Annotated in this window: 15 protein-coding genes and 1 pseudogene; 13 read left to right on the top strand and 3 right to left on the bottom strand. The window is 47.8% G+C overall.

Going from position 1 to position 14,150, the window contains the following annotated elements; translation table 11 throughout:
* Positions 1-24: 24 nt before the first annotated feature.
* Positions 25-306 carry a DUF3343 domain-containing protein gene (locus HMPREF1152_RS03300; RefSeq protein ID WP_009643775.1) on the bottom strand — a complete coding sequence of 94 codons (282 nt, stop codon included), beginning with the start codon at positions 304-306 and terminating at the stop codon, positions 25-27.
* Between the two features lie 16 nt (positions 307-322).
* A complete protein-coding gene (gene yedF / locus HMPREF1152_RS03295; protein ID WP_009643778.1) occupies positions 323-904 on the bottom strand; it encodes a sulfurtransferase-like selenium metabolism protein YedF in 582 nt (193 codons plus the stop codon).
* 202 nt (positions 905-1,106) lie between these two features.
* On the opposite strand from yedF, the gene HMPREF1152_RS03290 reads away from it, so the two are divergent.
* The 5 genes from HMPREF1152_RS03290 to whiA are packed head-to-tail and all read left to right on the top strand — an operon-like array spanning position 1,107 to position 6,013.
* A complete protein-coding gene (locus HMPREF1152_RS03290) occupies positions 1,107-2,453 on the top strand; it encodes an AI-2E family transporter (protein ID WP_009643729.1) in 1,347 nt (448 codons plus the stop codon).
* Positions 2,422-3,372: a UDP-N-acetylmuramate dehydrogenase gene (gene murB / locus HMPREF1152_RS03285; RefSeq protein WP_009643762.1), complete on the top strand. Its 951-nt coding sequence runs from the start codon at positions 2,422-2,424 to the stop codon at positions 3,370-3,372. Before HMPREF1152_RS03290 ends, murB begins: the two co-directional genes overlap by 32 nt.
* Positions 3,344-4,174 carry a PHP domain-containing protein gene (locus tag HMPREF1152_RS03280; protein WP_083844310.1) on the top strand — a complete coding sequence of 277 codons (831 nt, stop codon included), beginning with the start codon at positions 3,344-3,346 and terminating at the stop codon, positions 4,172-4,174. Before murB ends, HMPREF1152_RS03280 begins: the two co-directional genes overlap by 29 nt.
* Positions 4,175-4,177: 3 nt before the next feature.
* Complete coding sequence (gene rapZ, locus HMPREF1152_RS03275) at positions 4,178-5,050, top strand: RNase adapter RapZ (RefSeq protein WP_009643740.1); 873 nt, start codon at positions 4,178-4,180, stop codon at positions 5,048-5,050.
* Positions 5,051-6,013: a DNA-binding protein WhiA gene (gene whiA / locus HMPREF1152_RS03270; RefSeq protein ID WP_009643748.1), complete on the top strand. Its 963-nt coding sequence runs from the start codon at positions 5,051-5,053 to the stop codon at positions 6,011-6,013. It abuts the gene before it with no gap.
* A 160-nt stretch (positions 6,014-6,173) separates the two neighbouring features.
* Here whiA and HMPREF1152_RS03265 read toward each other — a convergent pair whose 3' ends face one another.
* Positions 6,174-6,851, bottom strand: a complete 678-nt coding sequence (locus tag HMPREF1152_RS03265) for a LysR substrate-binding domain-containing protein (RefSeq protein ID WP_198004073.1) — start codon at positions 6,849-6,851, stop codon at positions 6,174-6,176.
* A 55-nt stretch (positions 6,852-6,906) separates the two neighbouring features.
* On the opposite strand from HMPREF1152_RS03265, the gene HMPREF1152_RS03260 reads away from it, so the two are divergent.
* The 8 genes and pseudogenes from HMPREF1152_RS03260 to HMPREF1152_RS03220 form a co-directional block, all read left to right on the top strand.
* A complete protein-coding gene (locus tag HMPREF1152_RS03260) occupies positions 6,907-7,389 on the top strand; it encodes a flavodoxin (protein WP_009643763.1) in 483 nt (160 codons plus the stop codon).
* Between the two features lie 5 nt (positions 7,390-7,394).
* A pseudogene (locus tag HMPREF1152_RS03255) lies at positions 7,395-8,267 on the top strand (aldo/keto reductase).
* A 189-nt stretch (positions 8,268-8,456) separates the two neighbouring features.
* Positions 8,457-9,044 (top strand): flavin reductase family protein, encoded by a 588-nt coding sequence (locus HMPREF1152_RS03245; protein ID WP_009643743.1) that lies wholly within the window; start codon positions 8,457-8,459, stop codon positions 9,042-9,044.
* Positions 9,045-9,069: 25 nt separating this feature from the next.
* The gene (locus HMPREF1152_RS03240; protein ID WP_009643741.1) at positions 9,070-9,810 is read left to right on the top strand and encodes a carboxymuconolactone decarboxylase family protein; all 741 of its coding nucleotides are present in this window, start codon (positions 9,070-9,072) and stop codon (positions 9,808-9,810) included.
* 10 nt (positions 9,811-9,820) lie between these two features.
* Positions 9,821-10,978, top strand: coding sequence for an iron-containing alcohol dehydrogenase (locus HMPREF1152_RS03235; protein ID WP_009643751.1), 1,158 nt, complete (start codon positions 9,821-9,823; stop codon positions 10,976-10,978).
* A 25-nt stretch (positions 10,979-11,003) separates the two neighbouring features.
* Positions 11,004-12,845 (top strand): 23S rRNA (uracil(1939)-C(5))-methyltransferase RlmD, encoded by a 1,842-nt coding sequence (gene rlmD, locus HMPREF1152_RS08940; protein ID WP_009643757.1) that lies wholly within the window; start codon positions 11,004-11,006, stop codon positions 12,843-12,845.
* Positions 12,846-13,006: 161 nt separating this feature from the next.
* Positions 13,007-13,288 carry a CD1845 family protein gene (locus HMPREF1152_RS03225; RefSeq protein WP_115352724.1) on the top strand — a complete coding sequence of 94 codons (282 nt, stop codon included), beginning with the start codon at positions 13,007-13,009 and terminating at the stop codon, positions 13,286-13,288.
* Between the two features lie 87 nt (positions 13,289-13,375).
* On the top strand, positions 13,376-14,150 hold a 775-nt coding region (locus HMPREF1152_RS03220), incomplete at its 3' end, for a replication initiator protein A (protein ID WP_009643753.1).

The following is a 14,150-nucleotide window of genomic DNA, read 5'->3' as shown; positions in this document are numbered from 1 at the left end:
ATTAATCCCCGGTCATGACGAGTGCTATAGCTCTACCAACTCAAACCTGAAGCCGTGGTCTCTATCTGACCTGTCATCATTAATATGATATACGTGATATTCTTCAGGTGTGAGGTCGGTCTTGCCGAGGAAGGTCCGCTTTGAACTGGCAAATTTGTCATTCTCTACTCTCACAGCGATGCCGCAGCTTGTCGAGATGTGACGAGGGACAGGCATTACTGTACAACCGATCGGCTTTAACAGCTTCTCGGTAGCGATAGCTCCGTGTGTTGACTCGAAAGTATACAGGAAATATTCTTCAGTCATAAACGTTGCTCCGGTGTTACAGAGTGATAACCTTGGACACAGCCTGCATCGCTCCGAGTATGTCGAACATGTTGCTTACAGTTCCAATCTTGCAATCATCCTTAATCCCGAAGAAGTTGAGGCAAGTTCCGCAAACGAGAACCTTAGCTCCCTTTTCAATAAGAGTGTTCAGATTGTCAATGATCTGTGGCTCAATTCCTGTTGTCAGTTTGACACCATCGTTCATAAACAGAACGTAGGTCGGAATATTTTCAGATTCGGACAGCGTGTAGATAGCCATCTTGGCCAGGTTTAGTCCGAGCTCTGCATCTCCGCTTCCAACGGCTGCCTTGTTGAAGAATACGGCATAGCTGTCGTCCTTAAAGCTGTTTGCAGCTTCAGGAATCTTGCCGTCTCCATCAGCAAAGCTTACGAGGAACTTGTCGCCATTCGGGCTGGTGCTGATTGGTCTGCCGTATGTATTACCGAGTCTCTCCAGGTTATCGATCTGTGTCTGTCCGTCAACGATAATCTCGAGGCTCTGAGTGCCGTTGTCCAGTTCCTTTTTTGCCATGATTACAGGGATTGGGCATGCCTTGCCTGCTGCATCTAGTCTCATCGTACGATACCTCCGAATTCATAATATAAATAAAATACATCACTATGATAACAGCGCAGCTAATTTACTTCAAATAGAAATATGTAATATTGAGCGGTGTTTGCGTGATTGACGTGTATTTTCACAAAGATAGAACACAAATGACGTCGTTTTTATAGTAATATAATTATGTGTAAGTGTAAACGAATAGAGAGGTAGAATCTTGTTAAGGAAATTTGTAAAAAGTCCCTATATCAAGGCTTCAATTGCACTTGTGGTCAGCGGTTCCGTGTTGATCATGCTGTTCAACGTGCTCAATAAGACGAAATTTACCAAAGGCATTGAAATCGTCAACAAGACCCTGATGCCGGTATATATAGGCGTATTTATCGCATTCCTGCTATGCCCGATATATAATAAGCTGGTCAAGGTCATATATACCAAGCTCAAGGGAACCGTCAGGGTAGCAGAAGGAACATGTGACGAGCCGGTCTGCATGAAGCTTGCCGGCGGACGCCGTATGCCGGCAGAGGATATAACTGTTCAGATGCGTCGCAATCTTGCTATAGCTAAGATAGGGGCGAGCACGATTTCAATCCTTCTGATAGTCGCATTCTTTGCTCTGATCGGATATTTTGTAATACCGCAGATAATCATGAGCATTGTCAATCTGATGAACACCATGCCGGAGAAGCTTGCGTACTTCACGTCGTGGTCGACAAAACATCTGCAGCGCTTCCCCCAGGTTGTGAAATGGATCAACGAAGCAGCTAATGCGGGGACTAACGAGATTATAGACTGGATTAGGGAGAACATCCTGAAGGATAACTTCCAGAATCTGGCCAGCCTCGTATCTACGCAGATTATCAATGTCGTGAGAGGTGGGGCAAACCTGTTTATCGGAATCCTGATTTCTATATACCTTCTCAACTACAAGGAGACAATATTCGCAGGCGCTCGCAAGATTGTCGCGGCAACCTGCTCCGAGCAAAAGGCGAGGAATCTCTATGAGTTTGCCAAGATTATCAACGAAACCTTTATCGGATTTATTGTCGGTAGAATTCTTGATGCAATTATAATCGGAATCATCACCTATGTGTGCATGCTCATATTCCACATGCCGTTAGCCTTGCTGATTGCAGTAATCGTTGGAGTTACCAATGTAATTCCGTTCTTTGGACCGTTTCTGGGAGCAATTCCTTCGATTTGCCTGCTGCTGCTCGAGGATCCGGTCAAGGCAGGGTATTTCATCATCATGATACTGGTTATCCAGCAGCTCGATGGCAATGTAATCGGGCCTAAGATCGTCGGAAGCGTAATCGGAATCGGCAGCTTTTGGGTACTGATCGCAGTTCTCATCGGCGGCGGATTGTTCGGATTTCTGGGGATGGCTCTTGGAGTACCGGTGTTCGCGGTAATATACAGGTATGCCGGAAAGCTTACAAATAACAAGCTCAAGAAGCGCAACAAGGAGATAGACGTCAGATCATATACGGATTATGCAAAGTTCGGTATTGAACAAGGAGAACTTTTTGAAGATGAATATGTCGAGCATAAACATAATAAATAGCATACGCAAGATTGTTCCGGATGTCCGGATTAGGACAGATGAGCCTATGGCACAGCATACTTCCTTCCGAATCGGTGGTACTGCCGATGTATTTGTCATCGTGTGCAATGAAGAGGAGCTGAGCGATTTACTCAGACTGCTGGACAGTCAGAATGTCAGACATCTGCTGATTGGTAACGGTTCGGATCTGCTCTTTGATGACGATGGATACCGCGGAGTGATCATCAAGCTCGGGGGCAAATTTGAGCACATCGAGGTGCTGCCGTGTGACGATGAGGAGCTTAGAGTCGGCGCGGCGCGGATGCTGTCGAGCACTGCTAATTTTGCAAGAGATAATGGGCTCAGCGGTCTTGAGTTCGCATCGGGGATTCCGGGAACCTTTGGGGGCGCGCTGTTCATGAACGCCGGTGCGTACGGCGGAGAGATGAGGGATGTGGTCAAGAGCGTGACTTTGATGAAAGCGGATGGAAGCACAGTGTATGAGCTGTCAGGCCGAGAGATGGATTTTGCATACAGAAATAGTGTGTTGCAGAAAATCGAAGATATTGCACTTTTTGCAAGGGTCAGTCTTAAAAAGGCGGACAAGAAAGTGATTGCAGACAGAATGGACGAGCTGGCTGATAAGCGCAGAACCAAGCAGCCTGTCAACTTTCCAAGCGCCGGCAGCACCTTCAAGAGACCTGTGGGAGGATATGCCGCAGCCCTGATTGAAGATGCCGGACTCAAGGGTAGGACAGTCGGTGGTGCACAGGTGTCGGAGAAGCATTCAGGTTTTATTATCAATGTCGGGGCGGCGACCTCCAAGGATGTCAGGGAGCTTATCGGCATTGTGACTAGAGAGGTTGAGGAAAGTTCGGGGATCAAGCTGGAGCCCGAGGTGAGGATTATAGATGCCGAGCCGAAGCCGGAAGGCGTTTAGGCATGGGGCAGCCTGGAAAGAGGAAATAGATAATCAGATGGAAAACAACATTAAGAAGCTATATGGATTAACTGCGGATTACCACACGCATACGAGGTATTCGCACGGCAAGATATATGCGCATGGCAAGGGTACAGTTCTTGAAAATGTCGCCTCCGCTTCCGCGAAAGGACTGCGCGAGCTTGCGATTACGGATCATGGTCCGGGTCACAAATTCTACGGTCTCAAGATGAGCAAGCTTCCGGCGATGCGTGCGGATATAGAGGTAGCGATGAGGAAGTTTCCTAACGTCAAGGTCATCCTCGGAGTGGAAGCTAACATAGTTAACACGGCTAACGGCCTGGATGTCAGCAAGGATGAGTTCGACCGGTTCGATATCGTCAATGCCGGGTATCACTACGGACTTCCACGCGGATACATGACTACAAACTACATCTATTGGCACGCCGGACTTCCGGCGGGAAGCACAGCGCAGCTGCGCAACAAGAATACCGATATGGCGCTCAGAGCGCTCTATGAAAATGACATATTTCTGCTCACTCATCCCGGCGATAAGGGACCGTTCGACATGAGGGCACTTTGCAAGGCGTGCGAGGAAACCGACACCCTGATGGAGATCAGTACCAGGCACACTCACCTCACAGCTGAGGAGATTAGGATTGCTGCAAATTACGACGTGAAGTTTGCAATCAGCAGCGACGCGCATGTGCCTGACAAAGTCGGAAACTACATAGCCGGGGTGGAACGAGCAATCGAGGCCGGGCTCGATCTTGAGCGGATTGTAAATATTGAGAAGAGGTAGAGTATGAAAATTATCATAGTTACAGGTATGTCGGGGGCAGGCAAGACCAAGGCCGCAGATTGGCTTGAGGATCAAGGCTTCTACTGCATAGATAATATGCCACCCAAGCTTGTGATGAATTTTGTAGATTTGTCCAAGGCAAATGGTATGGATAAAATCGCTTTCGTGGCGGATATACGCGGAGGTGAGTTTTTCTCCGATTTAGTCGAGGTGATCGACCAGCTCAAGAAGCAGGAGGATATCGAGAGCGCGGTGTTCTTTGTAGATGCTTCAACACCAACCTTGGTCAGAAGATTCAATGAGACGAGGAGACATCATCCGCTCGCGCCCGGCAAGGTCAACCAGTCGATAATTGAAGATGAGCGCGCAAGACTGGAGAGCGTGCGCAAGAAGGCCGATTATATCATCGATACCAGCACCATGAAGGTTGCCGATTTCAATATGGCTATGACTCGCATATTCCTCGGAAGCAAGGGCAATCAGTTCAATATCAACGTCACTTCGTTCGGCTTCAAGTACGGCATTCCCAGCGAGTCCGACATAATGGTCGACGTCAGGTTTATCCCCAATCCATATTACATCAAGAGCCTCAAGCCGTTGACCGGCAATAACAAGAAAATCGTCAACTACGTCTTCAAGTCCGAGCTGGCAAACGAGTTTGTCGACAGATATCATGCGCTGATTAAGGAGCTGATCCCCGGGTACATTCACGAGGGGAAATATCATTTGAATGTCGCATTTGGATGCACGGGTGGTCATCATAGGTCGGTTGCTATTGCAAATAAGATGGCGGAGCTGTTCAAGGCGGACGGTTTCCGAGTTACCGTGACGCATCGTGACCTCGATTTTATCGCGAAGGGAGACAGCAAAAAGTAGATGTCATTTTCATCACAGACTAAGGGCGAGCTGGCGCGCGTCGTTCCGACCAAGAAGTGCTGCATGCTCGCAGAGATAACCGGTTTCCTCAGAGTTGCCGGCAGCCTTAGACTTGTAGGCGGCGGCAAATTTACCATTGTCGCATCTACGGAGAACCCCGCAATTGCGAGGCACTACAAGACCTTGATAAGGGAGTATTTCGGAAGCAATGCCGGCATAGAAGTCGGCAATTCACAGGTGCCGGGCAAGGCGCGTGGCAGCTACAGATACAGATATTCATTGGTGATAAGACCGGATGAAAAGAGCTTACAGATATTGCGTGAGACTGGAATGATCCTCATAAAAGAGGGGAATGATTTTCTCAGCGACGGTATCTATCAGCCGATAATCAGGAATAAATGCTGCAAGAAGGCGTATCTCAGAGGATTGTTCCTCGGTGTAGGTACCATGTCAGATCCGCGGAAGAGCTATCATCTGGAGTTCGTGCTGAACAGCTCTCAGGTGGCACAGGATCTGAAGAGGCTCATAGGCAGCTTTGTAGATCTCTCCGCAGGTCTGATTGAACGCGGAGAAGAGCACGTCGTATACATGAAGCGAGCCGAGTATATCAGTGATATGCTCGGAATCATGGGTGCCAACGAGGCGATGCTGGAGTTTGAGAATATCAGGATTGGCAGAGGTCTCAGGCGCGAGGTCAATCGCATTTCAAATTGCGACAATGCCAATGTGGACAGGACCTTATCGGCGGCCGAGCAGCAGATCAAATATATTGAACTGATAGATGCGAAGCTGGGGTTGGATAACCTCGATCCGGTGCTACGCGAGACGGCACAGCTCAGACTGGAGCTGCCCGGAGCAAGTCTAACCGATATAGGGGAAGCGCTCAGACCTCCGATCAAGAAACCGGGCGTAAGCAAACGCTTCGCCAAGCTCAAGGAGATAGCGGAGAGTCTGGATAAATAGTAAAATCGTTCTGTTTGCAGTGTGTGAGCGGACTGCAGAGGCTGCAAGGTAGAAACGCAAGGACGCGTTTCCCCGCTGTAGAGATCGGTAATTATATTGAATAGGAAACAGTAGGCAGCTCAACCGGCTAAGCGATGCGAAGCGGGAGCTGCCGTTTTTATCATTTGCCTCTGATTAGATTTCCTCTTAACGCATTAAACAAAGGTCGATAAGCTTTCTGTTCCGATGACGAGCAGGCAATCCAGTAGGTGGCATGAGCATACGGATCCGTGATCGGGATGGAGATTCTTCCGGGTATCTCATATCCGATTTTAAGCATCCGGTCGGAGTTGAAGAACGGAAGGTTGGACGCATCGATCAGCTCCATCAGTGCATCCATGCTGCTTTGTATTAGCAGGTCTGAAGCAGCAAGATGTCCGAGCGTGATATCCATCCAGAAGCCGATGCCGGCAGTCATCGGAATACGGAGTCCTTTCAGATCATCAAAAGAAATGCTCTTTTTCTTTGCCAGGGGATGGTCCTCCGATACTGTGATATACAGCTTTTCTTCCATATAACGCTGACAGTACAGCGTTTTATCGTCCGGATCTTCATGGATAATGATAATCTGGTACATTTGGTTCTTCAGCCCGCGGATCAGCTTTTCATCGCTGTCCTGCAATTCTGCAGACAGGGTTTTCCCGGGAAGCCGTTCTTGCAGCAAGGGCATGATCTCACTGATCGGAAAAGGTGCGCAGGAGCCCAGATTCACGGTTCTTAAGGACCTGTCGAACATGACTACCCGATTGATCATCTCCCGGTTGGCATCCAGCGCTCTTTCCGCATATAATGAGGGCATCAGAAGAAAGCAAACTAAAAATGTCACGCATAATGCGATTTGAAAGGAGACCAAAATGGCAAAAGAACTGGTGCTGTACTTCTCCGTGTACGGAACATCCAAGATCGTTGCGGAGGAAATTGCGAAGCAGACCGGAGCGGATATAAGAGAGATCGAACCTGTCATTCCTTATGACAGCAATCGTGATCATTACAATGCACTGACCAGGCTCGCAAAAAAGGAACACGATGAGGATCAGCGCCCGGCGATCAAAAACAGGATCGATATCACGGCCTACGATCGCATCTATCTAGGATATTCTATGTGGTGGTATACCTTCCCGATGATCATTTATACGCTGTTCGAGCAGTATGACTTCAGCGGAAAGACAATCATACCTTTTAACACTCACATGGGTTCAAAGGATGGCGGGACTTACAAGACGATCCGTGAACTGGCACCGGGGGCAAGGGTGCTCGAAGGTCTGCCCGTCGCAATGCGAGACGCGGAGAACAATCCCGAGAAGGCAGTAGAAAACTGGCTAAAAAGCCTGAATTGATAGAAATGAAGGATAGTAAAATGACATATATAACACTGAATACAGGAGCAAAAATGCCGTTGGAGGGCTTCGGCGTATTTCAGATCTCGGATACCGCACAGTGCGAAGAGGTCGTTTACAACGCCATCAAGAGCGGATATCGGCTGCTGGATACAGCGGCAGCCTATGCGAATGAGGAGGTTGTCGGTAAGGGGGTTGCACGTGCGATAGCGGATCGACTGACAACCCGTGAAGAGCTTTTCATCACCACCCAGGTGTGAGTGAGCGACATGACGAGCGAGGATGCGGCCTATGAGGCGGTAAAGACCTCCCTCGGCAGATTGGCGATGGATTATGTAGCCCTGATCCTTCTGCACCAGCCGATGGGCGATTATTTCGCGGCTTACAGGGGTATAACCCGGGCTTACAGAGAAGGGCTGACCATGGCAATCGGCGTGGCGAATTTCTATCCGGCGATTCTCGCGAATCTCTGCGAGACGGTAGAGGTGACTCCCGCCGTCAATAAGGTAGAGCTTCATCCGTTCTTTGCACAGGAAGCAGCTCTGGAGAATATGAAGGCTTATGGTGTAGTTCCGCAGGCATGGGGGCCTCTGGCAGAGGGTAAGCACGGTATCTTCACCGATTCGGAGTTTACGGAAATCGGAGATAAGTACGGCAAGAGTGCGGCACAAGTCGCACTTCGCTGGAATGTACAGCGCGGCGTATCAATCATTCCGAAGTCCGTTCATGTGGAGCGCATGGAGCAGAACATTGATATCTGTGACTTTGCACTGACCGACGAAGAGATGGCAAAAGTCGCTGCGAAAGATCTGGAACACAGCGAGATCGTCAACCACGATGATCCGGAATTTGTGAAGTTCGTGCTGAATCTTCATTGATGGAGCAAGGGTATGAGGCTGTGAGACAGGTAAGATATTCGCATTCCCAGATTACAGTGAGCCGGATATACTCTCCGGATATACTCTGCTTTGCCGATTATCCGGCGATCATGGTGATATTCGCTTGCGGTGTGTACTATACCGTAAAGCTGCTGAAAATGAAAAGAAAAATACGGAGGTAAACTTAAAATGAGAAAAGATTTAGGAAAACAGCCTGCAGTATTCCCGATGCCGGTTCTGATGGTAACGGCATATGATGAAAACGGCACCGTGCAGGTAATGAACGCCGCATGGGGTATGATCTGCGGCATGGACAAGATTGCTCTCTTTATCAATAAAGATCACGCTACAACCAAGGCGATCAGTAAGACAGAAGCGTTCACCGTCAGCCTTGCGGACAGAGAGCACATGGACGCGGCGGATTACTACGGCATTGCCACAGGCAACAAGATGCCGGATAAGTTTGCAAAATCCGGATATCATGCGGAAAAGAGCGCACATGTGAACGCACCGATCATCACGGAGTTCCCCGTTGCACTTGAATGTGAGCTTGCAGAAATTGTCAATACCGAAAATCTTCATGCGGTAGTCGGAACAATCGTCAATGTCAGCGCTGATGAGAAAGTGATCGGAGAAAAGGGCAAGATTGATCCTATGAAGTTGAACGCTCTGATCTTCGATCAGTTCCAGTCCGGCTACTATGTGGCGACCGAAAAAGTCGGACAGGCATGGAACGCAGGAAAGGAAATTATGAAAGCCGCTCAGTCAAAAGACTGAGCCTTGTCAGGAGGAAGATAAAGAAATGGCTAAGAAACAGACAGCAGGTAGAGAGAGACTCGGGACACTCGCTCCCAAGTTCGCGGAATTGAACGATGATGTTCTTTTCGGAGAAGTGTGGTCCAGAGAGGAAGAGCTTAGCGCGAGAGACCGCAGCATGATCACCATTGCGGCACTGTTTTCCGCGGGGCTGTATCCGCAGCTTAAATCGCATCTTGTGCTCGGGAAGGAAGATGGGATCACCAAGAGTGAAGTCGTCGAGATTGTGATGCAGCTTGCATTCTACTGCGGATGGCCGAAGGCGTGGAGTACCTTCCCGATTATTGAGGAGGTATATGGTAATGAAACAGAGGAAGGTATTCCTTCCCAACTTTCCATTTTCCCGATTGGAAAACCAAATGCGGCATTTGCGGAATATTTCAGCGGTCGGAGCTTTCTGGCTCCGGTCAGTTCTTCGCAGGTTCCGATTTTCAATGTAACATTTGAGCCCGGGTGCCGGAACAACTGGCATATTCATCATGCGGAAAAAGGCGGAGGGCAGATGCTGTTATGCGTTTATGGACAGGACTGGTACCAGGAATGGGGGAAAGATCCTGTAGAACTGAATCCGGGTGATGTGGTTAATATTCCGGAAGGCGTAAAGCATTGGCACGGGGCAAGGAAGGATTCCTGGTTCCGGCATCTGGCTGTTGAAGTGCCTTCAGAAAACGGCTCAACGGAATGGTGCGAGGCAGTAGATGACGTACAGTATGAAAAGCTGGGATAAAGGAGGAAAGATGAATTCATTTACTTACAGCTATCCTACAAAGGTTTATTTTGGCGAAAAGGCGGCAACGAAGCATCTGCCCGCCGAGCTGGCAAAAACAGGAAAGACCGTCATGCTTGCTTACGGCGGCGGTTCCATTAAGAAAAACGGCATTTATGACGAACTGGTCGGTATTTTGAAGGAAGCCGGAAAAGAGATCGCGGAATTCACAGGCATCATGTCCAATCCCACCTATGTCAAAGTCCAGGAAGGTGCGAGACTGGCAAAAGAAAAGAATGTTGGTTTTATCCTTGCTGTGGGAGGCGGCAGCGTTATTGATTGCTGCAAGATTGTTTCTGCACAGGCAAAGTCGGATACCGATATCTGGAAGATGGAATTTGACGAACATCGCTTTCCGATGACGTTTATCCCTATGGGGGCTGTTGTGACAGCCTTTGGGACGGGTGCGGAGATGAACTGCGGCGCGGTCATTACACATGAAGAAAAGAACTTGAAGAACGGTGTCATGGGAGCGTTCTATGATTTTGCGATTCTTGATCCGGAATATACGATGACCATGCCTATGAACCAGGTGATCTCCGGCGCATTCGATTCTCTCTCACACAGCATGGAGACATATATGGGTTCTCCTCGTGAAGTGAATTATTCGGACGAGATCAACGAGGCGACTCAGAGAAATATCATACGCAATATCCGAGCAATGCTTATCAATCCGGCTGACAGGCAGCCAAGGAGCGAATTGGTTTGGGCGGCGGCGATGGCGGAAAACGGAATTCTGAAGCTCGGCAAGGTTACGGATTTCCAGTGCCACATGCTGGAGCATCAGCTGGGAGCGTATACCGACTGCAACCACGGACGGGGGCTTGCCGTGCTGCATCCCATGCTGTACCGCCACATGATTCCGGAGGCAAACAGACAATTCGCAAGGCTGGCAGCAGAGGTTTGGGGCGTGTCCCCTGACGGAAAGAGCGAAGCGGAGCTTGCAGAGAGCTTTATCACGGCCTTATCTGATTTCATCAAAGAGATCGGCTTGCCGACTACACTCACGGAGATGGGAATTGCGGATATTGACCTTGAGGCGATTGCAAAATCCACTATCCGTACAGACGGCTGCGTGAAGAAGTTCACGGATGAAGAGCTGCTTGCGGTTTTGAAGGAATGTATCTGATATTAATGCAGGACATGAAAAGGGTATGACGCGCAGACGGATTGATATAACCAATATCGTAGAGGTACTGATGAGTGACAACATTCATAGGACTGCTGCAGCAGTTTCCGAAGGGCAGATAGTAGAGCTCGAAATTACTGATATGACTGATGATGGCAAGGGTCTGGGCAGGCTGTCGGGCCTTGCTGTCTTTGTGATGGGCGCTGTTCCGGGCGATAAGGTGAGCGCCCGCATCACCGGGCTCAAGAAGCGCTACGCTATAGCTGAAACGGTGGAGCTTCTTGAGCCTTCCGCTGCCAGAGTGCAGCCGCCGTGTCCATACTACAAGGAGTGCGGCGGCTGCTCTATGCTCGAGCTTACCTATGAAGAGCAGCTCAGAATTAAACGCAGAAATATAATCACGAAGCTCGAGCGTATAGGCGCCCTTGAGAATCCGACAGTCAGGGATGTAATAGGGGCATATGCGGATTCAGAATCAAATATTGCGGGCGCAAATGCGGTGCTTGAGCGCCGGAAGTCGGCATTAAGCAGCCGTAATTCGGAGCTGACACCAGAATCGGCGTATGCGGATTCTGAATTCCGGAATGTGGAATCAAATAGCGAAGCTGAAGCTGCAGATACAGAAATTACAAGCAGGAGCTCGGAATCAAATATTCGGGGTTCGGATATAGGAACGACAGATCAGGGCTCGGAGCTGGAAAATCAAGGCTTTAAATCAGAAAATCAGGACTCGGAGTCAAATATCGCGGGCGCCGCCGATGCGATGGGAGCCAAGAGCGGGACCAGCTTCGAAAGCGCCGTCCACGAACCCATGTTCAGATACCGCAACAAAGCCGAATTCGCGGTAGCAATGATGAGCTCCGGCCCGCTCGTCGGCTTCAACAAGCGCGGTAGCAACAAAATAGTCGATTGCACAGACTGTCTCCTCCAGAAGCGCGCAACAATGGCGGCAGCCAATGCAATCCGCAAACTCTTAAGAGGCAAACTGATTTCCGTGTACGATGCGAGACACGGTAACGGATTTCTAAGAGGCTTTACCATCAAGGTATGCGAGGGCACGGGCGAGATGATGTTAATATTTACAGGCACATCCAAGCAGCTGCCAAATGCCGAAAAGGTCATCTACACTATCAGCGATGCAATCGATGCGGTCTCGACCGATGAGGAGCCGTACTTCCTGCAGAGTGTAGTTGTCGAGGTAAACAAGGCAAAGGACATCCGTGAAACCGCGACTGCTTATGAGGTTGTGGCTGGCTCAAACACTGTCACCGACATAACTGGCGGCGGCATGAAGTTCGAGATTTCCGCACCTGCATTTTATCAGGTCAACACTAAGCAGATGATCAAGCTCTATGCCAAGGTCAGGGAATATGCCTGTCTCAAGGGCGGTGAAACAGTCTTTGACCTCTACTGCGGCATCGGAACTATCGGCCTCAGCATGGCATCTGAGGCTGGCATGATTATCGGAATAGAATCTGTAAAAAACGCAGTTATCGACGCAAACCGCAATGCCGTAATCAACGGTATTGTAAATGCGCGCTACTACGCAGGCCGTGCAGAACAGATGATGCCGAGACTTCTCGACAAGGAAGATAAACTTTTCGTAGACTATATCGACGAAACTGCTCTAAAAATCGCCATCCTTGATCCACCGCGCGCGGGATGCGATGAGGCACTTCTCCGAGCAGCCGCAAGCTGTGATGTGGACAAGATAGTGTACGTGTCCTGCGATCCGGGTACGCTGGCAAGAGATGTGAAAGTGCTGGGCGAGCTGGGATACGAGTTCATAGAGGCAACACCGGTGGATATGTTTGTGGCGACGATGCATGTGGAGTGCATAGCGTTGATACAAAGAGTGAAATCGTGAAAATCCTGCATTTTAAGCAGTTTTACAAGCATTATGTATTTGTAGAAGATGGCGAAGGTGGACGAAAAAAAGTCCTAAAAAATTATATAGATGTGAATGTTTGCATTGATATGGTGTGTGGAGACACAAGGAATGAATTGGGAAGTGAGGAATAAGAAATGATTAGGTGGATAGTAAAAATAATCTTGTTTCCAATCAGCTTGCTGCTGAGTATCCTCACAGCATTTCTGACATTTATACTTGGCATAGGAACAACTATTCTGTATTTCTTAATGCTGATGTGTATAGTTGCTGCAATAGGCTCGTTTATGCAGAAAGATGTATCACTAGGTATTGAAGCATTGATTATTGGATTCTTAGTTAGTCCATATGGAATACCAATGGTTGGAGCAACAGTTATAGCATTTCTTAAAGGTATCAATGAAGCAATAAAATCAATATAAAAAATTTCATAAAAATGGTTACCAAAGGCGATAGAAGAAAACTATCGTCTTTTTCTTTGCAAAATTTTAAGGAAAGGAGGTAAAGCGATGGACTTTGACTATTTCTATAACAGAGAAGCAGAAAGATTTAACTTTCTAAAAGTACCTGAAATATTGGTAGACGGAGAAGAATTTAAGGGACTGTCTGCTGAAGCAATTATCCTTTATTCTATGCTTTTGAAACGAACAGGAATGTCCTTTAAGAATAACTGGATAGACAAGGAAGGTAGAGTATTTATCTATTTCACAGTAGAGGAAATTATGAAAAGAAGAAATATTTCAAAGCCTACTGCCATAAAAACATTAGATGAGTTAGACAGCAAAAAAGGGATAGGACTGATTGAAAGAGTAAGGCTTGGACTTGGTAAACCGAATATCATATATGTCAAAGATTTCATGAGTGTATTTCAGGTAAAAGAAAATGACTTTCAGAAGTTAAAAAACTTTACTTCAGAAGTAAAAGATGTTGACCTCAGAAGTAAAGAAAATGAACTTCAAGAGGTTAAAAATGTTGACCGTAACTATATAGAGAATAATAAGAGTAAGTATAGTAAGAGAGAATATAGTTTTGGTGTAAACGGACTTGGAACATTTCAAAATGTATTTTTAGCTGCTGAAGATATATCCGATTTACAAATCATAATGAACTCACAGCTTGATAATTACATTGAAAGACTATCAGCATATATCAAAAGCACCGGAAAGACCTATAAAGACCATAAAGCGACAATCCTTTCTTGGTTTTATAAAGATCAGGGAAGAAGTAAAGAAGTGAAAACATCAAATATCCCGACATGGGAAGAATATGATAAAGGAGAACACC

Origin of the sequence: Mogibacterium sp. CM50 (assembly GCF_000293155.1) — a bacterium.
GTDB lineage: Bacteria > Bacillota > Clostridia > Peptostreptococcales > Anaerovoracaceae > Mogibacterium > Mogibacterium timidum.
The sequence above is the reverse complement of the archived record's forward strand: the minus strand, read 5'-3'. Positions and strand labels throughout refer to the sequence as shown.